General features: G+C 70.8%; 25 protein-coding genes. 19 read left to right on the top strand and 6 right to left on the bottom strand.

Annotated elements, in window-relative coordinates:
• Nucleotides 1–13: 13 nt before the first annotated feature.
• Nucleotides 14–388: a hypothetical protein gene (locus FHX73_RS42800; RefSeq protein ID WP_145911541.1), complete on the bottom strand. Its 375-nt coding sequence runs from the start codon at nt 386–388 to the stop codon at nt 14–16.
• Between the two features lie 150 nt (nt 389–538).
• Here FHX73_RS42800 and FHX73_RS42795 point away from each other — a divergent pair, with 150 nt between their 5' ends.
• Entirely contained in the window at nt 539–1,471 is a 933-nt protein-coding gene (locus FHX73_RS42795; RefSeq protein ID WP_145911540.1) for a hypothetical protein, read from the top strand.
• 151 nt (nt 1,472–1,622) lie between these two features.
• On the opposite strand, the gene FHX73_RS42790 is transcribed toward FHX73_RS42795, so the two are convergent.
• Both FHX73_RS42790 and FHX73_RS42785 read right to left on the bottom strand, forming a co-directional pair.
• Nucleotides 1,623–2,273, bottom strand: a complete 651-nt coding sequence (locus FHX73_RS42790) for a hypothetical protein (protein ID WP_145911539.1) — start codon at nt 2,271–2,273, stop codon at nt 1,623–1,625.
• Nucleotides 2,274–2,443: 170 nt separating this feature from the next.
• On the bottom strand, nt 2,444–3,043 hold the full coding sequence (locus FHX73_RS42785; protein WP_145911538.1) for a hypothetical protein: 600 nt from the start codon (nt 3,041–3,043) through the stop codon (nt 2,444–2,446).
• A 354-nt stretch (nt 3,044–3,397) separates the two neighbouring features.
• On the opposite strand from FHX73_RS42785, the gene FHX73_RS45900 reads away from it, so the two are divergent.
• From FHX73_RS45900 to FHX73_RS42760, 5 genes are all read left to right on the top strand, one after another.
• Entirely contained in the window at nt 3,398–5,677 is a 2,280-nt protein-coding gene (locus FHX73_RS45900) for a hypothetical protein (RefSeq protein WP_211786513.1), read from the top strand.
• Nucleotides 5,674–7,257, top strand: coding sequence for a helicase associated domain-containing protein (locus FHX73_RS42775; protein WP_145911537.1), 1,584 nt, complete (start codon nt 5,674–5,676; stop codon nt 7,255–7,257). The genes FHX73_RS45900 and FHX73_RS42775 overlap by 4 nt, the downstream gene beginning before the upstream one ends.
• Nucleotides 7,258–7,366: 109 nt before the next feature.
• A complete protein-coding gene (locus FHX73_RS42770) occupies nt 7,367–8,296 on the top strand; it encodes a hypothetical protein (RefSeq protein WP_145911536.1) in 930 nt (309 codons plus the stop codon).
• A 55-nt stretch (nt 8,297–8,351) separates the two neighbouring features.
• On the top strand, nt 8,352–9,572 hold the full coding sequence (locus FHX73_RS42765) for a hypothetical protein (protein ID WP_145911535.1): 1,221 nt from the start codon (nt 8,352–8,354) through the stop codon (nt 9,570–9,572).
• Entirely contained in the window at nt 9,569–9,913 is a 345-nt protein-coding gene (locus FHX73_RS42760; protein ID WP_145911534.1) for a hypothetical protein, read from the top strand. Before FHX73_RS42765 ends, FHX73_RS42760 begins: the two co-directional genes overlap by 4 nt.
• A gap of 24 nt (nt 9,914–9,937) precedes the next feature.
• Here the strand turns inward: FHX73_RS42760 and FHX73_RS42755 are convergent, their stop codons facing one another.
• From FHX73_RS42755 to FHX73_RS42745, 3 genes are all read right to left on the bottom strand, one after another.
• Nucleotides 9,938–10,171 carry a DUF397 domain-containing protein gene (locus FHX73_RS42755; protein ID WP_145911533.1) on the bottom strand — a complete coding sequence of 78 codons (234 nt, stop codon included), beginning with the start codon at nt 10,169–10,171 and terminating at the stop codon, nt 9,938–9,940.
• Nucleotides 10,172–10,364: 193 nt separating this feature from the next.
• Nucleotides 10,365–10,601 carry a DUF397 domain-containing protein gene (locus FHX73_RS42750; protein WP_145911532.1) on the bottom strand — a complete coding sequence of 79 codons (237 nt, stop codon included), beginning with the start codon at nt 10,599–10,601 and terminating at the stop codon, nt 10,365–10,367.
• Nucleotides 10,602–10,630: 29 nt separating this feature from the next.
• Nucleotides 10,631–11,491, bottom strand: a complete 861-nt coding sequence (locus FHX73_RS42745; protein WP_145911531.1) for a helix-turn-helix domain-containing protein — start codon at nt 11,489–11,491, stop codon at nt 10,631–10,633.
• 216 nt (nt 11,492–11,707) lie between these two features.
• Between FHX73_RS42745 and FHX73_RS42740 the strand changes: the two genes are divergently transcribed.
• The 13 genes from FHX73_RS42740 to FHX73_RS42680 all read left to right on the top strand — a co-directional run bounded on the left by FHX73_RS42740 (nt 11,708) and on the right by FHX73_RS42680 (nt 24,886).
• Nucleotides 11,708–12,208 (top strand): ATP-binding protein, encoded by a 501-nt coding sequence (locus FHX73_RS42740; protein WP_170305340.1) that lies wholly within the window; start codon nt 11,708–11,710, stop codon nt 12,206–12,208.
• A 134-nt stretch (nt 12,209–12,342) separates the two neighbouring features.
• Complete coding sequence (locus FHX73_RS42735) at nt 12,343–13,374, top strand: hypothetical protein (protein WP_145911529.1); 1,032 nt, start codon at nt 12,343–12,345, stop codon at nt 13,372–13,374.
• Nucleotides 13,371–13,703 (top strand): DUF3263 domain-containing protein, encoded by a 333-nt coding sequence (locus tag FHX73_RS42730; protein WP_145911528.1) that lies wholly within the window; start codon nt 13,371–13,373, stop codon nt 13,701–13,703. Before FHX73_RS42735 ends, FHX73_RS42730 begins: the two co-directional genes overlap by 4 nt.
• Before the next feature lie 44 nt (nt 13,704–13,747).
• The gene (locus FHX73_RS42725) at nt 13,748–14,374 is read left to right on the top strand and encodes a hypothetical protein (RefSeq protein ID WP_145911527.1); all 627 of its coding nucleotides are present in this window, start codon (nt 13,748–13,750) and stop codon (nt 14,372–14,374) included.
• On the top strand, nt 14,371–14,946 hold the full coding sequence (locus tag FHX73_RS42720) for a hypothetical protein (RefSeq protein WP_145911526.1): 576 nt from the start codon (nt 14,371–14,373) through the stop codon (nt 14,944–14,946). Before FHX73_RS42725 ends, FHX73_RS42720 begins: the two co-directional genes overlap by 4 nt.
• Nucleotides 14,943–15,221: a hypothetical protein gene (locus FHX73_RS42715; protein WP_145911525.1), complete on the top strand. Its 279-nt coding sequence runs from the start codon at nt 14,943–14,945 to the stop codon at nt 15,219–15,221. Before FHX73_RS42720 ends, FHX73_RS42715 begins: the two co-directional genes overlap by 4 nt.
• The gene (locus FHX73_RS42710) at nt 15,218–15,802 is read left to right on the top strand and encodes a hypothetical protein (protein ID WP_145911524.1); all 585 of its coding nucleotides are present in this window, start codon (nt 15,218–15,220) and stop codon (nt 15,800–15,802) included. Before FHX73_RS42715 ends, FHX73_RS42710 begins: the two co-directional genes overlap by 4 nt.
• Nucleotides 15,802–16,242 (top strand): hypothetical protein, encoded by a 441-nt coding sequence (locus FHX73_RS42705; protein ID WP_145911523.1) that lies wholly within the window; start codon nt 15,802–15,804, stop codon nt 16,240–16,242. Before FHX73_RS42710 ends, FHX73_RS42705 begins: the two co-directional genes overlap by 1 nt.
• Nucleotides 16,243–16,635: 393 nt before the next feature.
• Nucleotides 16,636–19,314, top strand: coding sequence for a hypothetical protein (locus FHX73_RS42700; RefSeq protein WP_145911522.1), 2,679 nt, complete (start codon nt 16,636–16,638; stop codon nt 19,312–19,314).
• 164 nt (nt 19,315–19,478) lie between these two features.
• Nucleotides 19,479–22,316, top strand: coding sequence for a hypothetical protein (locus tag FHX73_RS47470; protein ID WP_145911521.1), 2,838 nt, complete (start codon nt 19,479–19,481; stop codon nt 22,314–22,316).
• Nucleotides 22,317–22,452: 136 nt separating this feature from the next.
• Nucleotides 22,453–23,322: a hypothetical protein gene (locus FHX73_RS42690; RefSeq protein ID WP_145911520.1), complete on the top strand. Its 870-nt coding sequence runs from the start codon at nt 22,453–22,455 to the stop codon at nt 23,320–23,322.
• A 132-nt stretch (nt 23,323–23,454) separates the two neighbouring features.
• Nucleotides 23,455–24,621 (top strand): hypothetical protein, encoded by a 1,167-nt coding sequence (locus FHX73_RS42685; RefSeq protein ID WP_145911519.1) that lies wholly within the window; start codon nt 23,455–23,457, stop codon nt 24,619–24,621.
• Between the two features lie 55 nt (nt 24,622–24,676).
• Nucleotides 24,677–24,886: a hypothetical protein gene (locus FHX73_RS42680; RefSeq protein WP_145911518.1), complete on the top strand. Its 210-nt coding sequence runs from the start codon at nt 24,677–24,679 to the stop codon at nt 24,884–24,886.
• Nucleotides 24,887–24,896 lie beyond the last annotated feature (10 nt).

Below are 24,896 nucleotides of genomic sequence, written 5' to 3'. Positions count from 1 at the left end.
GATCACGGGCTACCTACTCTTCCTCCGGCTCCTCGGAATACCGTGCTGCCGCCTTCTTGGCTCCCTGCCACAGAAGCCCGTCGACGATCTCACTGCCATGGCGCACCATGAAAAGGACCCCGACGAGAAACGAAAAGAGAACCGTTTCCCAGTAGTCCTCCATGGCGGTTGCGAGATTAGGGGAGAGCACGATGAAGAGCAGAGACAAAGCGAAGTAGACCAGGGCTCCCGTTACGGCCGCCAATCCCGTAAAGAATGTACTGACGAGGAGCCATGAGCGGAATCGAATTCCTCTATCGGTTACGTAGAATTCCGGTGGGAACGGAGGGGGATTGGCTTCTTTCTCTGCTAGCCAGCGATCAATTCTCTTCCGGAGTCCGTCGAACATGGCAAGTAGTGTACCGAGGCGAGTAGCGAGTGTCACCCATTTGGCCTTTCCGGAACCCATAAGTCCCGTGGGATTGCATATGCAATCCCACGGCAGTCGTACTTTCTGGAATCGTTGAAGAACCTTCCGAGAATGATTCACAATGCCGTCATGCTGAGAATCGTGAAGGACGGCGAACCCGCCGAGACGTCGGAGCCCAAGCCCCAGCAGCAGGACGACGAGCCCCCGTACGAACCGGTCCGGCCGTTCGGCGCCAGGCACATCGTGAACGAGGACCTGATGCGACTCGGCCTCGGCGAAGGTGTGGACGCCCAAGGCCACCGGGTCCTCCCGAAGGGCCTCGGCTGGTGCCAGGCGCTCCAGGCACCCGAGGAGTGCTGGCCGGACGGGGCGGAGCTGTGCGTGGTGGTCAACTGGTACCCCGACGTCGCCCACCGCCCCCAGTACAGCAACGACTACCGCAAGCGCACGATCCCGACCGGGGCCGCTGCGCACTGGGAGAAGCGGATCGCCGCCACGGTGGCCGCCCTGGAGTCCCTCGGCTACGTCGCCGAGTTCCACAGCGACCTCTGGACCCCGACCCACCACCCCGGAGCCGAGATCCTCGTCTACCGGATGGCGCCCGGCGTGGAGCCCCCCAGGAAGCCCGCGAACGCCTGGGCCACCTACGGTCCCGCCCGGCCGAACTTTGAGTACGGCATCAACAAGGCCGCCTACGAGCAGGAGCGCGTGCGCCGCGTCCTCGAAGCCGCTCGGCTGATGATGCAGAACTACGTGTACGGGGAGCGCCCGCTGGAGAAGGTCCCGTCCCGGATCGGGAAGGGCTGCGTCGTATGGGACCTGAAGCCCACCCTGCGGCCCCTGGGCGCCGTCGACTGCGCCCACGTCGCCTGGTTCCCCGACCCGCAGCTCGCCCGCTACCAGGAGCACTGGACGGAAGCCCAGACCCTCATCACCGCCACCCTGCGGGAGGACGGCTACGCCACCCGGGCCCGCAAGGAACCGTGGGGCCCCGGCAGTGCATCGCTCGGGATCGTGGCCTGGAAGAACGTCGAACCGGAACTCGAACCCTGGCAGCGTTAAATGCCGCTGGTGGGGCCGGGCTACCACCTCCGGCCCCACCAGCTGAGCCGGACCAGGGATGGCACCCGAACTCGTCACTGCGTGGGAAAGTGCACCACACCATTTCCCCGTGTGGAAATGCGATTCCCCATCATTGGGGAATCCGTGCCGATCAGATCGTCTCGGTGACGCTTTCTGCGGGGATATGGATTTCAGTGACGAGCCTGGTGCCAGCGTTCTGCCCGCGAAGGTACTGGACCTGCCCGCCCAGGACGCCGTTGGCGACCGTTCGGACCCGCGTTGCAACGTAGGTGCCGGGGTCCTTCTTGGAGGGGCCGGGCTGGTAGACCATCTTCTCCTCGTAGACGTCGTAGCGCAGGTCCTTCACGGGCCGGGTCCGGGCGTTCCACACCTGGACAACGCCAGCACCGAACTTGGCCCGCAGCGCGTCGAAGACGGCGGTCTTGGCCTCCTCCTCGCTCATGCCGGGGATGTACAGGGCGAGGGAGAGGTTCGTTCCGGCGGTGGAGAACTTGGGCATCGCCTGACCGTCGGGGTCGGCGGTGAACACCTGCGTGGCCGGTACCCAGTACTCGACGCCGTAGATGTTCTGGACCTGCAGGCTGCCCTGCTTCAGGTAGTACTCACCGCGCTCGGCACGTCGCGCCTCGACCAGGATCAGGATCAGAGGGTTGGGGTCGGAGTCGTGCTTGAACGGGTCGTGCTTGAAATCGGGGTCCGGGACGTAGATGACGTCCTCGGGGGTGAGGGCCTTGATCTCGTCGTCCGTCAGAGCGCGGACGGTGATCTCCTCCAGCTGCATGGCTGGGTCCTTCCTCGGAACGGGGTTTCCGTCCCTGGATCAGCGGGGTGAGGAACGGGGCTTCCGTCCCTCGGCGAGGACCATAGCACCGAAGCGGGCCGGAGGGGCAAGAATCGGCCTGCCCCTCCAAGTCGCCGACTTTCAGGCGGAGTTACTGGCTCGCGCCCTGTTCACGAGTGGTAGTCGGCGCCGACCAGCCAGGTCCCGAGACTCTCGGCGTACTGGGCGCTGCGGACCCACTGGTCGGTGATCGCGTTCCAGCCGCCGATCTTCCCGGCGACCTGGGCGACGTCGCCAGCGAGGTTCTCGGCCATCTCCACCACGGTGTCGCCGGTGAGGACCCAGCGCTCAAAGATGCCGGTCAGCGTGTCCAGGGCGGCCTGGTCGACGCGGCTGGGCTTGACGCCGTCGCCCTCCCAGATCAGGTTCCTGAGCCGGTCGGCCTCCCAGGAGCCGGGGCGACCGGCCGTCATGACCGCGATCCGGCCGCCGCTCTGGTCCATCACCTTGCGGGCAGTCGCGTAGAGGGCGGCGAGCAGGGTGATCACGGCCTTCTTCCCCGCTGCGGTGAGGGCCTCCTGGATGGCCTGGCTGTCCTCGGCCGACTCGGGGGCGATCTCCCTCAACGGGCCTCGCTCGGAGACGAGTTGGTCGTACTCCATGTCGCCCAGGTCGGTGCGGGGGAACGTGCTGTAGAGGCCGTCGCCGGTGTGCAGCCAGCCCTCGCCGGAGCTGTCGGCCAGCCGGTAGGGGAACGTCGTCTCGGTCATGGAGACAGCTTGGCAGATCACGAACTGCCCACGGGCAACTTCGGCTTGGCCGTCGACCTGGGGACTTGCGCTCCAGCGGCCGGTGTGGTCTATCGTTGGCGGTGCAGCCGTCGAGCCGCTGCCCCGTCCGCGTCCGGTTCAGCCGGAAGGACCAGCAGCTCGTGGCAGGCCCCTTCGGACCCGTTCCGCTTCGCCTCCGGCCACGCCCCGACCACGTTGGGGACCGTCGCGGTGACCGGCCAGGCCCTCCGCAGGGAACCCTGACCCGCTTGCCTACGCCACACTCATCGCACCGTCCGTCGAACCCCCGGTTCCGGCCGTCCGTGCGTCGTGGCAGAAACGACGTGACCTCTGATGACGTCCATCGACGACACCCCGTCCACCTTCGGCTACGGGACCTTCGAGCTGCCGCCGCTGCCCGCCAAGGCCGACGCGGTCCGCAAGCTCGCCCAGCGCCTCCAGAGCACCCTCCAGCTCGACGAGGACACCAGCACGGCGCTCGCCCAGGCGAGCACCGACCCGGCCGCCGTCCGCGTCCAGCTCACCCAGCCGCTGGCGGGCCTGTCCACCATCCAGGGCAAGAGCCTGCTGATCCTCACCACCCGGATGTGGGCACCGTGGCTGTGCCCCCCGGCCGACGAGATCCAGCGGCACATCACCAAGAAGCTCACCCGTTCCAGCTCCGGCGGCACGGTACCCCCGCTGCCCAGCAGGAGCACGGTCGAGGAGACCAGCGGCGGCGCCACCATCGCCTGGCCCAACCTCGCCGACCGCAACTGGCACCTCGCGGACAACGCCCGGATCTACGAGCAGCAGGAGGACCCCGACAGCGACCTGTGGATCATGGCGGACGAGGGCGGCATCCACACCCCCCTCGTCGTCATCCCGCAGACCCTCACCTTCAAGGACGGCTCCCCGGCCGACCACCGGCTGCGCATCGCCGACGGCATGCGCCGCTACTACGCCACCCGCACCACCCTGCAGCGCCCCGAGATGCTGCAGCGCCTGAACATCGACCCGGCCGACATGGACGCCGCCTGGAACCTCGACCGCCCGGCCCTGCTCCGCGTGGTCACCACCCTGCGCACCGCCTGCGAAGCCAAGGACGAGATCCTGCGCGAGACCGCGCGCCACCTCGCCTCCGTCATCGCCCTGCCCGTCCACGTCGTCGTCGGCCAGGTCAGCCGCAACGGCACCCAGACCCTCCTCGGCCAGGCAGCCAACCGCTACGGCGACACCGTCAACCTGCTGCACAGCTCCATCCGCCACTGGCACACCGGCGACGACAGCAAGCGCCCCCGCGTGCAGCAGATCGGCACCAGCCTGATCAACGGCCTGCCGATCCCGCAGGCCGAGATCGACAGCGAGCTGCTGCGCACCCTCCCCGCCCGCCTCAAGGCCCGACTCTCCCGCAGCCCCCAGGCCCCCACCCGCGCCCTCTCCTACGGCCTCGACCGCACCAGCCGCCCCGCCGTCCGCCTGGTGTGGTGGTGCCGTGCCGTCGCCGCCCTCGGCGGCAAGCCCGCCACCGCCCTCGCCGGATTCGCCCAGCACCACACCGGCACCCTGGCCGAGGCCCTGACCGGCGACCTGCTGCGCTGCACCACCTACCTGATGGAGGAGGACCCCGGCGCCGCCTGGCCGCCCGGCGACTACCGCGACCCCAACTCCCACCCCGACTCCCTCGCCCTGCTGGTCCACGACGCCGAGAACATCGACGCCGTCGCCCAGATCACCAGCGACGGCACCGGCGGCTGGCTGACCCACCCGCGCGAGCGCAACGCCCAGCACATCGCGCTCGCCGAACTCGCCCTGCGCGGCCTCCTGCCCACCGCCCACCCGTCCGACCAGTACCAGGTGCCCGACCGCCTCCTGGCCCACCGTCACCTGCTCTCCCGGGCCGCCCGCACCCCCGACAACGAGCCGATCACCCTGGTCGACCACTCCGGCCGGACCGTCACCGGAACCGACAGCCACCCGGTCACCCTGGAGTCCGGCTGGCTGGACCGAAACGACTTCAAGGGCCAGAAGGAGCCCAAGAACGCCCGCTACCAGATGCTCCTGCCCACCGCCCCCGCGCTGCCCTACCCGGGTGTCAGCCACATCTTCCAGCTCCGCCACGGCGTCACCCTCACCGTCCCCTCCACCCCGCTGAGCGCTCTGGAGGAGCAGGACGACCCGGACGCCGACCTCGCGCAGATCCTGCGCCGCTGGTTCCCCGACGCCACCGACCTGGTCATGACCGACTGGGAAGACCTCTTCACCGTCGGCGTGATGGTCGGCTCCGTCTTCGTCCGCATCCACGACCGCTCCATGGAGCGCGAGGCGGCCCGCCGAGAGCAGCGCTGGTACCCCGAGGGCCGCCCGCCCGGCACCAAGGACACCCTGCCCCTGGACGCCCCCGACTCCGGCTTCCCCGACGGCACCCTCCTGGGCGTCGGCGCCCACCTGGTCACCGGCTACGACGGACCCGACGGCGCCAGCGACGCCGCCGTCTTCGAGGCCCTGATGGAGGAGACCAGCGAGGAGATCATCCAGGAAGCCGACGACGCCACCCGCCGCCACGAGGCCGCCTCCGGCCGCACCTACCACATGCCCGTCGTTCCGCTGCCCGCCGCCGGGAGCGCCAAGTGACCACCACCGCGCCCGCTCCGGACATCCTGAAGACCCTCGACAACACCCCCGGCCTCGTCAACGACCTGACCCGCGTCATCCGCCACCTGGTCGACCACGACGGCCGCCTCCCCGAGGACAGCGACCCGCTGGCCTGGTGGCTCACCGACCTGTGGGAGCGGCCCCAGGACGACCCGCTGCGGGCCGCCGTCGCCTCGATCCCGATCCTGCCGAACAAGCCCTCCACCCCCCGGCGCGCGCACGAGTGGGGCACCCGCCTGCACTGGCTGCACAACCTCGACCGCTGGCTCGCCCACAACGGTCCCGAGCCCCGGCACCCCCACGTGATCGACACGTTCTGCCAGGGCCTCGGCAAGTGGATCAACCAGATCTGCGTGCAGCACTGGTCCGGACGCCTCTCCCTGGCCGAGGAGATCCTGCTCCGCTCCCGGCCCGGGTGGACCTTCGACCAGGAACTGACCCGCAAGGGCAACCGCGCCGCCGACACCGGCGAGGGCCTGCGGCTGATCACCGACTTCGTCCGCACCCACGGCCACAGCAACGTCCCCGACGGGACGGCCGTCAACGGCTTCCGCCTCGACCGGTGGTGGGCCGACACCCGCGCCAGCATCGCCCAGGGCAGCGCCCGCCCGCAGGTCGTGCAGCGCCTGGAAGCTCTCAAGGCGAAAGGCGCCGACCTGCGCTCCGACGCCGAACAGCGCAGGTCGTTCGCGGAGCAGCGCCGCGTGCAGGCCGTGCAGGCCATCGCGACCTTCGTCGGCTTCAACCAGCACTGCAACATCCCGTACGACGCCACGACGCCCACGGGTTTCACGTACGGGCGGACCGTCTCGTCGTGGCGGGGCGAGTACGCCCAGGGCAAGCTCGACCCGGCCATCCGGGCCGCTGTCGAGGCCATCGACGGCTGGGAGTGGGTCCGGCCGGAGCTGGTCGCCCTGGAGGTGTACGCGCGCACCTGGGGCCACATCGACGTCCCCGTGGACTACGTCACCGAGGACGGCCTGCTGCTCGGCGAGCAGATCGAGAAGCTGCGCTCCCGCCGCTGGGTGCGGCGCCTCGGCAACGGCGGCAACCAGGTGAAGAAGTACCTCGACCGCGCGGCAGCGGTGGGCTGGCAGACCGGCATCGACGCCGTCACGGACACGCTGCAGGCGCTCTGGGACGATGCCGAACCCCCGGTACTCGAAGGCGGCTTCAAGGTGCAGGACTTCGCCGCGTACTGCCGGAACAGCGCCTCCCGGGGCCTGCTGACGGCAAGCCAGCTCGACGACTACCAGAACGCCACCAAGATCATCCTTGCCAGCCGGGAAGAGCAGCTGAAGATCTTCCGCGCGAACACCGACGAGCTGTTCCACTACCTGGAGGAGTCCGACGACCACGTCCCTGCCTGGGACCACCGCAGCCCCACCGGCCTGCCCTACGCCCGCTGGATTCGGGTGATCCGCACCGACCACTGGGCCGGACGCCTGCCCTGGCCGCACGAGAAGTACCTGCTGAACTCCGTCCCGGACTGGTCCTGGCACAACGACACCAGGGTCTTCAGGAACGACAACCCGCTGCGCCCCGAGGACTTCGACTAGCCACAGCCGGAACCCGCACAGCGCTGAGCCCCTCCCGGACCCGGACCGGAGGGGCTCAGCGCACGTGACTTCTTGGCGCGGCCCGGCAGCCGCCGCCTAGTGTTGTTCCATGAGCAGCGGGCAGCAGCCGATCTCCCTGGCCGAACTGGCCAGCGTGCACGCACGCCTCCTCGCCTCCCAGGAGTGGAGCAAGGAGCAGGCGCGGCAGCTGAACATGGTCGTCCGTCAGCTGGAGCGGGCCGTGACCTCGGGAGAGCTGCCCCCCGAGACCGAGGTCAGCCTGTCGGCCCTGCTCACCGGCCGGGGCCAGGCCGAGTTCCGGCGGCTGGCGAAGGAAGGGGCCTTCCGCGACCCTTCGCGGCGCCCGGCCAAGGACTCGTCCACCTCGAACAGCGGCAACGTCCGGACACTGTGGGTCGAGCGGCTGGCGGCCCAGGCCGGGATCGAGATCACCGAGTACGTCCCGTACGACTGGGAAGCCCAGCAGCCGGTCTCCGGCCAGCAGCTGCGCATGTTCCAGGGCCTGCTGCTCCAGCACGCTCAGCGCCCCACCGGGTCGCTGGAGTGGCAGCGCTTCGTCGCCATGGCGCACGTCGTGGTCGAGTCGGCGCCCCGGTCGGGGGAGCTGGCCGCGCTCTTCCCCGACGACTTCGGGGCCGACCGGCGCAGCGTCTGGCTGCAGCGCAATCCGCAGCGGGTGGAGGGGCTCGGGGAGCGCGAGCGCGTCGACCTGTCCCCGGTGGCCGCGCGGGCGGTCCGACAGTGGGAGAGCGGCGGCCGGGCCTCGCTGACCGCCGGGCTGACCGGGGGCAGGGTCGGGATGTGGGTGACGCTGGCCGCGAACCACCGCCACGGCGTCTCCCTGCGCGCCGGGGTGACGCTCCAGGAGATCGGGCTGCACAAGGCGTGGCGGCGCGGGATCAGGACAGCGAACGGCGTCCTGTCGGCCTGGCCGGGCTGGCCGGGTCCGATGCCGGTCAGGATGGAGTGCATGCGGCTGGGGGTGCTGCAGAGCCGCGAGTCGGGGCTGGCGGCCTGACAGGTTTAGTGAACTCACTTGCGCATGCTCTTGTGGGTGTACTAGATTCCGGGCCATGGACACCGACCAGCGCCCCCTGCTGTGGCGCACGACCACGGATGACCGCACGGACTACGACTCCGACCTGACCCAGGGCCGTCTGGGCAAGCTCCGCCTCGTCACCGCCGCCCTTCGCGAGCAGGCCGTCGACGTCGCCCTGGACGAGTACGACGCGCGCAGCGGCGAGGGGCCGATCCAGGCCACCAGGGTCGAGGTCGAGATCTGGGCCACCGCCCACGACGTCTACACCGAGATGGTTGACGAGGCTCTGGCTGACCTGAAGGTCCACGAGAAGGTCTTCGAACTCGCCCTGCAGCGGTACCAGGACCGCGTAGGAGCGGCCGAGCGCCTGTACCAGCAGCACGCCGGAGAGCCTATCGCCGCCCGCTACGAGGAGATGGCCGCCAGCCTCGAAGCCGAACGCGAGCGCGCCGAAGCGGAACAGGGGCGCCAGGCCGAGCAGCAACTGGCTGCCGAAGATGCGGTGCTCGGCAGCCGGGACTGGGTGATCGCCCGGCCCAAGATCGACATCTCTGAGAGCTTCCCCGCCGACGCTCTCGTCCCGACCATCCACACCGCCGCCTGCCCGGCCGTCGCCAAGAAGTCCCTTCCCGGGGTCCGGCTGGAGGACATCGGCGACCTCGCCGTCACCGGCGCGGACGAGGTCTACAACTCCCGGCACGACGGACCCCGCCGGGGGTGCCCGACCGGCACCAAGCTCCCCGTCAAGTGGTGCCGCCGCTGCAAGGCCGCCGCCACCGCCCTCGACTGCCTCGGCGACCACGCCCCGGCCTGGCGAGCCAAGGCTCAGCAGGCCATCGACGACGCCGAGCACGAGCGGCTCCACACCCGCCCGAAGATCGGCATGGACGACGTGAAGGCGCTGCTCACCCGAATGGGAGCGGCGCTCTACAACGCCGACACGTTGACGTCTGGGTTCCACGTTCACCCGCCTCGCAACGCCCAGACCTTCAGGGCGGTCAAGGCCGCCGAGCAGGTCCCGGTGAGCTACACCTTCGAGGGGGGAGTGCGGGCCGCCAGCTCCGACCTCGCCTCCGGCCAGCTGCCCGATGTCGCCAACGAGTACGAGTGGGTCGCCGCGCGCATCCAGGAGCACGGCCACAAGATGATCCGCGACAGGCACAGCGCCGACTTCTTCATCACCAGGATGACCGTGGCCGAGGCGGAGGAGTACAAGGCCCTTCAGGCCCAGCAGCTCGCCAAGGAGTCCCAGTGACCGACAGCTGGAAGCCGAAGCAGCTCAACCCCGTGGAGGAGCTGGCCTACGTCGGCAACCGGGCCGAGGTCACCTTCGACCTCACCCACCCGCTGCTCGCGCTCACCGACTTGCCTGGCACCGTCCCGGCCACCGACGCCGAGCGCGAGCAGTGGCAGGCCGCCCTGCAGGCCGCTCGCCACCGGATCGCCGATGCCCACCAGGAGATGACCGGCGCCGAGGCGACCTTCGAGGCCGCCTTGGCCACCTACCGCGCCACGGTGGAGGCCGCCCTGGCCAACTACAAGCCGGTCTCCAGCGAGATCGCCAACCGCGCTGCTCGGGTACGGGACCAGCCGTGACCACCGTTTCTGTTGCCGTGCTGGTCAGAAGCCGCCCGCGAGACGGTGGCCCTTCGTCTTCACGGCGCTGGTGAGGGCGCTGACGGCGGAGGCGGGGAAGCCGAGGACCGGCCCGCTGCCCTGGAGCGTGCTGTCCCGGATGGCCATCTCCTCGGCCTCGGGGGCGGCTGCGTCGATACCGACATCGACGCAGCCGCCTTGATCCCCGTTGGAGTGGGACGAGATGTGCCACTGGTTGTAGCCCTGAGACGGTGTCACCGGAACGCCCTTCGCTCTCGCGGGTTGCGACTCACAGCGTAGCGAGAATGCCCCGGGCGGGATCGTCTATCGCCGGAATGTGACCATGCATCTTCAAACGGGTATGAGAGGCTCTGACGGCCCGATGGGGTAGAAACAGGGGTGGCCCCCGGCGAATCGCGCGCCGGGGGCCACCATTCTGGTTGCGCACTGGTCAGAAGCCGCCCGCGAGACGGCTGCCCCTGACCTTGATTGCGCCCGTCAGCGCGGTCACTGCGGACGCAGGGAAGCCGAGGACCGGCCCCCTACCCTGGAGCGTGCTGTCCCGGAACGCGACTTCCTCGGTCTCGGCGTCGAGGTCGCCGAGGCCGACATCGACGCAAGACCCCTGGTCACCGCCCGATTCCGACGAGATGCGCCACTGCTTGTACCCCTGGGATGGTGTGTTCACTGGAGAGCCCTTCGTACTTGCGAGTTGACTCACAGAGTAGCGAGAACTTCCCGGAGGAATTTCCGGCTCTGCTGAGTCGACTCGGCTTGGGACCGCAGGCGAGTGAACCTTGCCTGGTTCTCCCCCACCAACTTCTCCTCATCGGTGATGATCCCGGCCGTCTCGAAGTACAGGGCTTGGTAGGTCAGGACCTGGTCGAACCCGAGCAGGGTGAAGCTGCCTGCCACGCCTGGGTGGGCTCCGGCGGCGAACGGCACGACCTGGATGTTCACGTGGGGCTGCTCGCTGATGTCGAGCAGGTAGCGGATCTGAGTCTCCATCACGGCCTTCCCAGGGCCGCCGGTCCTGGTCCTCAGAGCGGCCTCACCGAGGATGAACCACGCCTCGGGAGCACCGTCCTTCTCCAGGGTATGCCTGCGTTCACGGCGCAGGTGCGCCAGTTCGCGCAACGTTTCGTCGTTGGTGGCCTGAACGCTGGCGCCGCGCAGTGTGGCCTCGGCGTACTCGTCGGTCTGCAGAATGCCCGGGATGACCCCGAGTTCCCACCACAGGATGCTGGTGGCGATGGACTCGGCGTCGGCCAGGTCCCGCAGGGTCGGGCCGATCTCCGTGCCGAAGGCGTGCCAGGTGCCCCGCTTGCGGCCGTGCTGACGGAACGCCTCCAGACGGGAGCGCTTGTCCAGGTCGCCGACCTTGTAGAAGTCGAGGAGGACTTCAAGGTTGGCGCTGGAGACCGCGCTGTGGCCGCTCTCCTGGCGCATGACGGTCGGCTTGGCGACCTGCAGTCGAGCAGCGGTGTCCTCCCACTTCAGACCCTCCGCTTCGCGGAGTTGCCGCAGGTGGTAGCCGAGCAGGCGCTTGCGAACCGTTGGAACGCCCTCGTACGCCATCCCGTTGTCTCCCTGGTCTCGTCCGGTGTCCAAGGATCAGTCTGACGTGTCGAAGCGTCAAACTCCACTATCGAAATGACATTCGTTCAGCTGACATTGTTGCAGTTTCGCGGATCTTGCGGGACCGTGGGTATTGGAGACGCTCACGCTGTGCGCACGTCGGGCCAGGGTGGGTGATGCCCGGTTCCACTCGTACGCCCCTGGAGCGTGAGACTTGTGAGCCAGACCGCGAAGGCCGCCAGCAACAGACTGGCGCGCGCCAACCCCGACGGATTCCAGCCGTACCGGCGCCCCTACCCCGCCCATCCCGAGAGCGTCGGTGTCGCCCGCGACGACCTGCGCCAGCGCCTGACGCAGTGGCACGGGATCACGCGGGTCATCGAGACGGCAGTGCTCCTGCTGTCCGAGATCATCACCAACAGCGTCCGCCACGCCGACGACCCGGAAGGCGACGAAGCGAAGGTCGTGGTGCGCGCCGAACTGCGCGCCGACGCCCGGGTGCTGATCGAGGTCATCGACGGCGACCCCGAGTCCGCCGACAAGGTCGCGGTGCCCGCGCAGGCGTCCGAGCCGGTCAGCTTCGAGGACATCGACGGCGCCGACGGTGAGGGGCTGGTGGGTGGCCGGGGGCTGCTCCTGGTCGAGGCCATGGCGGAGGAGTGGGGCGTCGTGAAGCGCGGCGACACCAAGGTCGTCTGGTTCTCCCTGGACTGGTGAGAGCTGCGCAGCTGGCTGGCGCACGTCCCGGCCCAGAAGACAGAATTCCCCGAATTGGCATTGCGGTCACCCAGATATCTGGGTTACGGTGTTCTTGCCAAGGAAGTTCACCCCTCTGCCAAAGGGACAACGCCATGCTGCCTGCCCAGCAGGCGGACGCGACGCACACCCGGCACCAGCACGGCTTCTGCACTGCCACCATCGAAGCCCTCCGCTGGAGCACCGCTGCTCAGCTCCTCGCCAAGGAGCTGACCGCCGGTCAGGTCATCGTCGCCTCCGCTACCCCGTCGATCATCTGCGCGATGGTCGTCGTCGACACCACCTCCCTGTCGAACGCCCACTCCGTGGCCATCCGTCAGCGCCCGGTCATGGGCGGCAACGACACCTTGCTCATCCTTCCCGGAGACCGTCCCGTCCAGGTCCGGGCCACGAACGGCATCCCGCTGCTCCTCGCCCCGGACCTGGTCCCGGACGTTCCCGAGGCCCGCGTGCCCAAGAACCCGGCCACCGGCGACCGCATCCTGTCGCAGTGGGCCACCAGCACCGCCTCCTGGGCCCGGACCGAGTTCACCTTCGACGGCACCGCCTGGGTCAACTCGCTGAACCGCCCCACCAGCACCCTGGCCGTCGACAAGGCGGTCACCGCCACCGAGCACCTGCGCGACCACTGGTACGTCTACTCCCCGGCCGCCGACCGGCCGCACCTGTACGTCGACGGCCGGGCCTACCCGGCCAAGCCGGTCGCCGACCTGCAGCCCGGCGACGTGATCCCGCTGCCCGGCGGCGGCCTGCTGGCCCTGGACGACGTCGTCCATGACGTCCCGGGCCAGCCCGGCTACTCGGGGGTCTTCGGCCGGATCGCCGCCCCCTCCGTCTACCCCTGGGCGCACCACTCCCGGGTCCTCGGAGAGCGCTTCTCGGACTGGCACCACCAGCACCTGACCATGCCGGTCCTCGCCCGCACCGCCGACTTCGAGCAGCCCTCCGCGTTCCGGACCGGCCAGCGCGCCATAGACACCGATGGCCGACACCTCACGCTGCTGCGCTTCGACACCGACGCCTACACGGCCGTCACCCCGATGCGCCGCCACAGCCCCGGCCCGCTGCTCCAGCACTCCCTCACTGACTCCTCCGCCCCGGCGCTGCTGCGCCTGAGCAGGCGGTGACCCCGGCCGATGAGGACCTGCCCGTACGCGGCCCCGACGGCCTGTTCGACTTCCAGCGCGCGGTGCTCGACTTCGAGCGCAGCGGCAGCTGGGGGCCGCACAACCGGGGGACCAAGGAGAGCCAGATCCGGGAGCAGCTCGGCATCTCCGCCTCCCGGTACGCGCAGATCCTGAACCACCTGCTCGACGAGCAAGCCGCCCTGGCCTACGCCCCTGTGCTGGTCAACCACCTGCGCAGGGTGCGCCACCAGGCCCGGATCGCACGCGGCAGCCTCCCCCCGGACCCCGCCCCGCCGACCGACGACTCCGCCCCGACGCTGCCCATCTGATCCCCGCCCGCCGCGCCGGGCGGGCCCCGGACAAGGACCACCCCATGCCCATGATCACCACCGCCACCGGCCTCCACCTCAGCCGCAGACACCCGCTCACCGGCGAGACCAGCCGCTCCCGGCACGCCGAGCCCCTCGTGTACGCCGACCTGGACGGCGTGGTCTTCACCATCTCCGCCCCGAGGAACCCCGGGAAGTCCCGCACCGCCGTGATCGCCACCGAGCACCTGACCGAGATCGGGCGCAGGCAGTGGCTGCGGGACACCGACGACCGGCCGCCGACGTGGTCCGGCCCGACCGTGGACAGCGTCGTCGGGCGCCTCCTGCTCTTCTGCGACTCCGCCGCCTTCCCCGCCGTGCGCTACCGCTGGCAGCGCCTGGAGATCGACCCGGCCAAGGTGCCCGAGCCGCTGCGCGTCGTGCGCGTCGACGCGCACCACTACCAGGCCGTCGCCAACGACCCCCGGCCCTACTCCGGCCTCGACACCGACGGCACCCCCGAGGCCCACCACGTGGTCGCCGAGGCCCGCAGCCAGTCCGGCTACCGCTCCGGCCGCGACCTCGACAACGGCTGGACGATCCGCGCGGGCCTGGACGAGGTCGGCCCGGTCCGCAAGCACGCCGACATGCTCGCCCAGCTCAAGGAGATCGCCCGGGAGCGGCTGGCATGAGTACCCCGGTCCTGCTGCAGCAGCACCCGATCACCGGCCAGAGCAGCCTGCCCGACGCCCGGTTCCAGGTCCTCTACGCCGTCGTTGCCGACGTGGTCTTCTCCGTCCACCCGCCCGCCCACCACCCCGAGCAGGCGTGGGCGGCGGAGATCAGCACCCAGCACTTCACCATCCCCGGACTGGCCGCCTGGATGACCCGCCACAGCGGCGAGCCCGGCCGCTGGACGGCCCCCACGCCGAACCAACTGCTCGACAGGCTCAGGGAGTTCACCACGACCGACGCCTTCGCCCCGGTGCGTGGGCTGTGGCTGGCCCAGGAGACCGACCCCCAGTGGCGCTCCCGCACCGGAACGCCGAGCAGGCCGGAGCCCGACCAGGTGCGCAGCGGCGCGGACAGGGCCCGCGAGCTGCTCCGGGAGGCCGCCGCGATACCGGCCCGCTTCGACGAGACCAACCCCGTGGCGGACGGGCTCCGCTGCGAGGCCCAGACCCTCGCGATGCTCGAACTCAACGACTCCATCCAGCAACTCATCGCCACCATGGGCGAGTTGACGAACAAGGACAGACCGTGAACGACATCGACGACCGCCTGCACCGAGCCGTCCGCGACCTTCAGACGGCGGACGCCACCAGACCGACCTACGGCGTCTTCGACGACGCCGACGACGGCCGCCTCATCGAAGGCGGCTTCCCCAGCGCGGATGCCGCCGAGGGCATCGCCGAGTACTACCGCGCCGAGGGCGAGCAGGTCCGCGTCGAGCCCCAGTGCCACCAGCACCCCGGCTACCCCGAGGGCGAGCAGTGCGAGGACTGCGCCGAGCCGAACGAGAAGGAGACCTCCCGGTGAGCACCGAGACCATCGAGACCCCCCGCAAGCTCCCGCCCCGGATCAAGCCCCGGGCCCTCAAGCGGCGCAAGGACAGCCTCGGCTTCACCTACTACCGCACCAGCGACGGCCGGTACGAGATCACTCCCATGTACGCCCACCGCCCGCGCGGCGGCCTGACCATCACGATCGAGCAGTGGCGCGTCGAGGACCTGAAGAACCCCAAGGCCGAGAACCGCTTCTACGGCGACCTCGACACCGTCCGCCACTTGCTCTGCACCCGCACCAGGGAGATGCCCTGGGTGGTCGGCGACATGGACCAGGGCATCCTGCACGTGGCCGCCAGCCGCAAGGCCGCCCGCGACTGGGCCGAGGACTTCGCCTGCGCCCCGCTGGCCTCCCGCAGCCACTTCGAGGGTTCGACGTGCTGGGACTACCGCTTCAACCACCCCGGCGAGGACGGCGGCACCGACGTCTACATCATGCGTGCCGACCACGCCCACCTGCACGGCTTCGACGCCGAGCAGGAGCCCTTCTACCCCTACCCCGACGACCCTCACGAGGAGGGCCCGCGCGGCCGGGCCTGGAACGAGGAGAACTGATGCTCCGCATGATCATCAAGCCCACTCAGGCCGAGGTCGAGGCCGTCCTGACGGCGCCCGACGCCGGGCCGCTGTCCATGACCGAGATCGCCTACCGGGTCGCATTGCTCCAGGGCGTCGACCCGGGCGACTTGGTGACGTCGGACCAGATACAGAAGGCCGTCTCCCACTACACCCTGAAGAACCTCCTCGCCGCCATGACCGTCAACGGGCTCGCCGTCAGGACCAGCGCGTTCCGCCGGGGCCAGAACCGCCCCGTCTGGGAGTCGCGGGAGGCCCACGCCGCCCGGATGCAGGCCGAGGACGAGCAGCGGCAGGCGGCTCTCATGGCCAAGGCCCAGCACGGCGCCTGGGCCGAGCTGGCCGCGCGCCACGACGAGGAGTACGCCGAGCTGCTCGCCGTCCACCTGGCCGCGCTCGCCCCGGCCGGTTCCGCGTGAGCGCCGGGGAGTGCGGCCAGGCCCATCCGGACCGGCCGGAGGTGCGGTGCGAGCGGGAGGGGGAGTGCGGACCCGGCGTCGAGCACCTGAACCGGGCCCACCGGCTGCGCTGGCCCGGCCAGCCGCTGCCGCAGACCCCGGTGACCGGCCGCCGGGCGCTGGCGCGGCTGGCCCGCCGTACCGCTGCGGCGGTCCGGACCGGGTCGGCGGCGGAGGCGGTGGGGGACTGGGAGCGTCGCTCGGGGATGTCGGCTCAGGGTCCTAGCGTGACCGGTGTGACAAGGCAGGAGCTGCCCAGGTCATGACAACTTTAATGAAACAACTTGCGTATGGGCATTGGTGTGCACTAGATTCACCGGTGTCGCCACCTGCGCTACCACCGGAGAGCCCCTGATGCCCGAGACCACGAAGCCCACGATCACCGTCGCCCTCGTCCAGACCCGCCTGAAGCGGGCCGGGTTCCAGGTCTCCGTGAAGGTGGAGTCCAGCTACACCCACCCCTCCGTCAAGCCCGGCGCCCGCCTGAGCAGCGGTGGCGCGGGGGCCCGCTCCTACGTCTCCCTCTACTGGGGCCCTCACCTGGACAAGGTCGGGCTGGGCAGCAGCGAGCGGATCGCACGGGAGTTCGCGGCCGACTACGCCGCGTACCTCTCCGACTTCTTCGACGTCGAGCACAACGAGAAGTCCCCGCGCGAAGGGGCGCTGGAGGTCACCGCGCTCGCCGAGCCGCGCCCCCGCGTGGAGGGCGCCCCCGTCGTCGCCCGGGTCGTTCAGACCCTGGAGGCCGCCGGGAAGGGCCCGAAGGCGTACTTCGCGTTCGAGCGCCTGGACAGCGTCGACGTCGGCGTCAGCGAGGCCCTGCAGGACGACATCGGCGAGTTCGTGCAGGCCCTGCGGGCCGACGGCTGGACGGCCGAGGTCTACGACCGCACCGACCAGCACATCATCAAGGTCACCGGCACGAGCACCCGTCCCGAGCCCGTCAAGGCCAAGCCGGAGACGTTCACCACCCCCGACGGCATCACGCTCACCCCGGCCCAGGCCGACGCGTGGAAGCGCCTCCAGGAGGGCGAGCTTCACGCGGGCTACGGCATCAGCCTGCGCACCGTCCAGTCCCTGGTGGAGAAGGGCCTGGCCACCTACACCGAGCACATGTCCGACACTCTCCACCACCCCAGCAAGAAGTTCTGGATCGCCAGCGCCACCACCAAGCCCGACACCACCGAGGAGAACACCGCCGTGCCCCAGCAGCCCGCCACCGTCCTGGCCGTCCGCGTGGCCGAGCCCATCGAAGGGACGGTCGTCGTCCACGGCGGCACCGCCCACGGCTGCTACCCGGACCAGGCCGACGACGCCGTGGTGCAGGCCGCCGTCCGCGTGCTGGCCGCCGCTGGGCACCACCCCGCCCCCGTCACGGATGACCCCGAGGACTTCGAGCAGACCTCCGGGTTCGTCGTCCAGCGCCGCGACGACCGGATCGCCGTCTACGACTACGCCGCCGGTGAGCTGACCTGGGTCCGGGACACCAAGGACCGCAAGGCCCTGACCAAGCTCAGGGAGTACGGCCAGGCCCTGGCCGCCGCCGGGTGGACCTTCGACGAGATGGCCTCGTCGCAGCTGCTGTGGGTGACCCCGCCCACCGACACCAACATCACCGAGGGCACCTCCCCGCGCTTCGACCGCCTGGCCACTGTGCGCGCCGCCGTCCACGTGCTCACGGACGACGGTCAGCGCGCGGTGCGCGTGGTGGGCGACGACATCCGCACCGGCAACCCCGCCGCCAGCGGCTTCTACGTCGAGGGCAGCGAGTACGACGTCCGCGTCTTTGAGTTCCTCGACGGCACCCGGGTCATGGGCGCCCAGCCGGGCGAGGAGCCGAACAGCGTTGACCACAAGCTGAACGCCTACGCCCAGGCCCTGCGCGGCTACGGCTGGCGGGACGTCGTCGCCAGCAGTGCCGTGGTGTGGGCGACGGCCCCGGCCTCGGCGCTGCCCGCCGGTAAGCGCTACGTGCTCGCCTGGACCAGCGGCGGCGAGCGCCACACCGGCGCCGACGACTACGTGTGGGACGACGCCCAGGTGCGCGCCGAGGAGCTGCGCGGCGGCGGCGCCGAGCACGTGGTGATCATGGCTGCCCCGGACGGCCGCGCCATGCCGCCCGCCCCGGAGAGCTTCGACCCGCCCCGCCCCGAGCAGCGCCCGTTCGAAACGGACTGGGAGGCCAAGGCCGTCGCCTGCGGCGACCGGCTGCGCCAGCTCACCCGGGCCGTGCTGGACGCGCAGACCGAGGAACAGCGCGTGATGCTGGGCCTGGGCATCACCCGTATCCGCGCGCAGTTCGAGGTGTGGCTGGACGCCCTGGAGGTGCCCGGCCACGACAAGCCGAACGGCCTGCGCTACCTCGCCGAGCTGGTCGCCGGGGGCGACCTGACCGCCGACCAGGTCGTGCACCGCTACAAGCCCGAGGATGTCGAGCTGTCCGCCGTGGTGGCGGCGGTGACCGGCAGCAAGGTCGACGAGGGCACCGGGCTCCGGCCGCTGATCAACGTCGCGACGGCGGTCGCCATCGCCCTGAACACCAGCAAGTACGGCGCGTACCTGCACGTGCGGGACGCGGCGGCGGCCAAGCTGCTCACCTGGGTCGACACGGACGAGTACGGCAAGGTCGAGCGGGACCGGTTCACGAACCCGCTGGCGGAGCTGCCCCGGCGGGTGTGGGTCGACGGCGTCACTGGCCGCCCCACGCTGTCCCGGGGCGACATCGCCCCGAACGCCGCTCGCCGGGTCTGGGTCGCCACCCCCGACGAGGTCGCCGCGCTGGCGGCCGACCTGGCTGCCGAGCTGCCCCAGCACCTGACCAAGGCACAGGAGACCCTGCTGGAGACGATCCGGGCCAACCGCCGGGCCGTCCACTGGGTCGACAAGCCGGGCAAGGGCGGCAAGCGCCGGGCCTACGAGCCCGCGAGCGTCCACGCGGCCGACGTCGAGTACCTGGAGGCGGTCGGCCTGGTGCGGATCGTCTCGTTCACCCAGAACCGGGGCGCGGTGGAGGCCGTGGAGGAGACCTCCTGACCTGCGGTTCTTCCTGCCCTCGGCGGCCGGAGCCCCTTTACCGGGCCCGGCCGCCGAGGCGTCTCCAGAACGAATCTAGTGAACCATCTTGCGCATACTCATTATGTTGCACTAGATTCAGCGGTGCCAAGGAAGACCGCCCCCGAGCAACCGGGAGACCTGCCGTGAAGACCACCCACAAGGGCCGCACCATCGAGGCCACCCGTCCCCAGGGCAACCAGTACAACCCGACGATCATCAAGATCAACGACCACCTCGTGCCCGCCCCCAACCGCACCATGACGCCCAAGGAGGCCATCACCTGGGCCAAGACGCTGATCGACGACGTCGACGCCGCCCCGCTGAAGGCCCGCGACCCGTACGACCGCCCCTGGCTCTACGACCAGACCGCCCTCGACGCCTGCCCCCTCTCCGTCAAGAACGCGGGCAAGATCAACGGCCACCTCGACCACCACGCCCTGCGCAAGGGTCAGCCCTGCACCGACTCCCGCTGCGTCGAGCGCGCCACCAAGGCCGCCCGCCGCAAGGCCCGCTCGTTCGGCATCACCGGCGCCAGCATCTCCGCCATGCTCGACACCGCCGAGTTCCCCCGCTACAGCGACACCAAGCGCCACGGCTTCTCCGCCTCCAGCGACACCAAGCGCCGCTGCGTCACCGTCCACGGCTACGGGATCGACCTGGAGCCGATGGCCGAGGCCCTGCGCGCCAGGGGCCTGCACGTCGTCCACGTCCTGCCGAACGGGTACCTCGCCGTCTACCACCGCGCCGAGGCCCTCGCCCAGAACCTGCCCGACGTCGCCCCCGCCCCCGAGACCGCGCCCGCCGCCCCGGCGCTCAGCGTCCCCGCCGTCCGCGCCGCGCTGAAGCGGGCCAGCCTGACGCTCGCCCAGTCCGACAAGCTCGGCGGCTTCGACACCGACGGCCTGTACCTGCGCCGCCTGCGCGGCAGCAACCGCGTCCGGGTCGCCTGGACCTGCGGCCGGAGCGACGGCGACGCCTACCGGGCCTCCGCCGAGCGCGGCCAGGCCGCCCTGGACGAGGTGGCCAAGCTCCTCGACCGCGCGCCGCTGGCCGCCGTCCGCGTCACCGAAGGTGTCGACGTCTTCGAGCAGCCCGCCTCGGCCCCCGACGCTGCCCCCGCGCCCGTGGCCGTGGCCGACCCTGAGCCCGCCTTCGCCGTGGTCCCGCAGCCGCCGTTCGGCGCCTTCGCCACCGTGGGTGAGGCCGTCACCGGCCCCGTGCAGCCGCGCCCGCTGCCGCGCGCCCACCGTCCGGCCGCCCCCGCCTGCGACCACGTCGCCCGGCAGGTCCGCGTGTTCAAGGCGTCCCCGTTCGTCGGCGTCTCCATCGCCCTCGACTGCGTGTGCCGCTGCAACCACTGGCAGGTGGGCGGTCACGGCGTCGCCACCCCCGAGGCCGTGACGCTGAACGAGGTCGCCGAGCACATCCGCCGGGAGGGCTACGAGATCACCGGCGGGTGGACCGCCCACGAGGAGGGCGCCGAGTTCCCCCACGTCTGCTACCGCGCCGCCGTCCGCGCTCTGCCCGAGGTGCCGCGCATCGTCCGCACCATGCCCCTGGTCGGCGACGGCGAGTCCATCCGCCCCATGAACCCGAAGTTCCCTGAGTCGAACTGGTGGCTGTTCACTACCGCCAACGGCCGTTCCTACGAGGTGAGTTGGCGACAGAGCAGCAACCCTGACAGCCTGCGCTGGCACGCGCTGACCGACCGCAGCCACCCCGCTCCCCACCGCCAGGCCGCCAACGCGGCCACCGCCGCCGAGCTGCTCGCCGCCCTGCGCGACCTGCCCCAGCAGCAGGCCCGCGCCGAGGCCGACCGCGACGCCGCCGCCCAGGCGCTGAGCCGCGCGGGCTTCGCCCCCATGGGCGAGCAGCACGAGGGCTTCACCGTCATGACCAGTTTCGACCTGCGCGGCGCCTACACCGGCCTCCTGGTCCTGCACGAGCACCCGAGGGGCTGGGAGACCGACCACGACCCGGCCGAGCGCCGCGCCCGCTACGCCGAGGCCCTCACCCGCACCGGCTGGCAGCGTGGCGAGAACAGCACGGGGGAGTGGAGCCGCCCGGCGGCCGACGACAGCGAGCGCATCCGCGCCCAGTGGCTGGCCGTCAAGACCGACCCGGCCGCCATGTACCGCCAGACCGCCTACCTGGACGGCAAGCAGCGCTCTGAGCTGACCGTCACCGGCGCCCAGGTCGACCAGTGGCTGAAGACCCGTTACGGGAACCGCTCGCTCCTCGCCGTGGCCAGCAGGCCGGACATGATCGCCGCCACCGCCGCCCTGGGCACCGGCACCGTCCACATGGTCTGGCACATCATCCCCGGCGACGGCCCCAACTCCCTTGCAGGGAAGGTGACTTCCATCCTGTCCACCCTCGGCCTGGTCAAGGCGGACAGGATGCCCGGCCACTGCTCCGACCCGGCCCGGTACACGATCCCCGACCACGCCACCGCCGCCGTCTACTGCCTGGTCAACTTCTCCCACGCCACCCCGGTGGAGAAGGTCCGGGCGGCCGTCGCCGCGCTGCGCGCCGAGGGCCTCAACGCCCGGGAGAGCAGCACCCTGGCGCCCCAGGTCGGCTACGGCTACGGGCTCACGGTGGAGGCGGACGGCAGCCTCACCGATCCCCGGGACGGCCTGCGCCCGGACACCCCGGCCGTGGTGGAGGCGCGCAAGGTGCTGTGGCGGGCCGGGTTCAGCCGGGAGAACACCGAGCTTGGCACCATCGGCCACCGCGTCTACCCCCAGCTCCCCGCCCACCTGCGCGACGGCTCGGTGAACGTGGACAACACCCCGGCCGACGAGCTGACCAGGCTGCACGACCGGGTGAGCGTCACCGCCCCGTGCAACGTCTGGGCGGACGGCGAGGGGGAGCAGCTCGCCCGCGCCCTCTCCGGGGCCCATGAGGCCGCCTTCCGGGCCGCTGGGTGGGCGGTCGAACGGGAGGACGAGATCACGGTGACCGTGCTCCCCGCCTGACGCTGCGGAGAGAGAGGGTGCCGCCCCGGGAGACGACGGGGCGGCACCCATTCTTGTGCACTGTCTTGCGCATACTCATGACAGTGCACTAGATTTCTTCCTGTCACCACCGCACCCGAACGCCCCTGGAGCCCTCATGCCCGCCATGCCCTCCCCCCGCCCGCAGGTCGCCCCGTCCGAGGCCCGCTGGCACGTCGAACTGGTCATCGGCCGCCCCGGCGAGACCACCGACACCCACCTGTACTTCGGCGGCGCGAGCGAGCCCACCGCCGCCGACTGGCCCGGCATCGAAACCGACGGGTGGGAGATCCTGGGGACCACCGTCAACCGCACCCCCCAGGGCATCCGCGTCGGCTGGAACACCGAGGGCTACCGCGAGCTCATCGACGAGATCCGCACCAACGACCTGGACCACGACACCATCGTCGACTGGATCATCGCGCTGAGCGCCGTGCACTACGCCCGGACCGGGACCGCGCTCGACGACACCACCGCGCACGCCACCCCGGCAGTCGTGGCCAACGCCTACCGTGACACCTACCCGGCCGCGATGGTGTTCGACATGATCGACACCGACGACGTCACCGACACCGAGGTGACCACCGACGACGTCGCCGCCGCGTTCCGCACCATGGCCCGCTACGCCCAGTGGCACAAGGCGGCGGCCCGCCTGCCCGAGCACCCCGAGACCGGCCGCACCCCGGGCTACGACGCGATCATGGCCGAGATGATGCGGGACGACATCGAACACAGCCCGTGGGGCACCTACACGTCGTGGGTGTTCGCGGTCGCCGACGTGGCTCTCACCGTCTACGGCGAGTACCTGCCCGGCTTCCGCCAGCACCGGGCGCAAACCCGCGAGGAGATCGCCGACGCCAACATGGCGGGCATGAGCGTGCTCGGCCTGGTGGACGACGGCACCGCCACGTACGACGACCTGACGGCCGTGCACACCGTGCTGGGCGAGTGGTCCGAGCGCATGACCGCGTGGGGCCTGGACTACTGACTAGACAGCCGGGCGGCCCCGTCACCCCGGGCCGCCCGGCCCCACTCTCGTGAAACCACTTGCGTATACGCGAAGTGGTGCACTAGCTTTCTTCCTGTCACCACCCAACCCTGCCAAGGACTGGAGACCACCATGGCCACGGACAAGCCCGCCAAGCTCACCCCGACCATGATCACCGCCCTCCTCGACGCCCTCACCGCCTTCGGCCACGAGGTCCACGCCCCCAAGGGCACCGCCAACGCCCTCATCCGCCGTGACCTGGCCTTCGAGCACGGCACCGGCACCAACCGCCGCGTGCTGCTCACCGCCGCCGGGCGCGCCGAAGCCGTCCGCCACGCCGAGGAGCCCCCCACCGGTGACGACGACGCCCAGGCGAGCAAGGCCCGTAGGGACCACGTGCGCACCATCGCGGACGCCATGGCCTGCAACCCCGCCACCGGCACCTACCCCAACCGGTACAACACCAGCGTCACCGCCAACGGCATCCCCGAGCCCGGCCGCATCATCACCCCGCCCCTGGTCCGCGCCCGGATCGTGGCCGCCGTGTGGCGCGGCGCCGCCGTCACCCGCCAGAAGAGCGACGACGGCCGCGACGTGATCGTGATCCGCGAACTCTCCGGCACCGTGACCAAGATGACCGACACCACCCCCGCGCCCGACGCCCCCAACAGCGGCCCCATCGCCGACCGCGTCGGCCACCGCAGCCACTCGCCCATCGGCCCCGCCCTCGACCTGCTCGACGCCGCCGGGCTGACCGGCTGCACCGTCGAGAGCGGCGGCCCCGGCGTCGTCCGCGTCACCGGCCCCAAGCTGAGCGCCATCGTCGACGCCTTCACCAACGACCCGTACCGGGAGTGGCGGGCCAGCATCGAGACCAACCTGGTCACCCGCAACGAGTACGTGCGCGCCGCCGTCTCCGGCCCGGCCGGGCTCGCCGTCTACCCCACCACCCCCACCCCGGCTCACTTCGACTACCCCCGGGATGCCCGGGTCGCTGTTGCCGATGGCACCGTCCGCAGGGTGGCCCGCATGGTCTACCGCGACGGCGAGCCCACCCGCGTCAAGGTCACCGACGACGGCGGCGCGGAGTGGCTGGCCACCGAGTGCTCCCCGGTGGTCTCCGACTTCCCCAGCGGCACCCTGGTCAACGTCGTCTCGCTCCAGGGCGGCGGCTCGTTCCCGGCCATCCTGCGGGACACCACCACCCTGCACGGCCGCCGGGCCTGGCTCGTTCAGAACGCCGACACCGACCAGCCCGCCATCATGTCCTCCCGGGACAACATCCTCACCATGCGCTGACCGCCCCCGCCCGCCCGGTACCACTGCCGGGCGGGCCCGGCCCGATTGGAGAACCATGGCCCGGAATCCCAGTTCCGACCCCAGCCGGAGCGAACTCGCCATCAAGATCGTTGAGGCGCTCAACGGCAATCTCCACTGGGCGAGCTACGTGGACGTCCCCACCGACCAAGACATCCACGTCGGCCCGCTCGTCTTCCGCTTCGGTGGTGGCCCCCATCGTGATCGCTGGTACATCGCTGGCCCCGCCGACGTTCCGACCAACTGACCTACCCCAG

Origin of the sequence: Kitasatospora viridis (genome assembly GCF_007829815.1) — a bacterium.
Classification (GTDB): Bacteria; Actinomycetota; Actinomycetes; order Streptomycetales; family Streptomycetaceae; genus Kitasatospora; species Kitasatospora viridis.
This window is presented reverse-complemented; position numbering and strand designations above follow the sequence as displayed.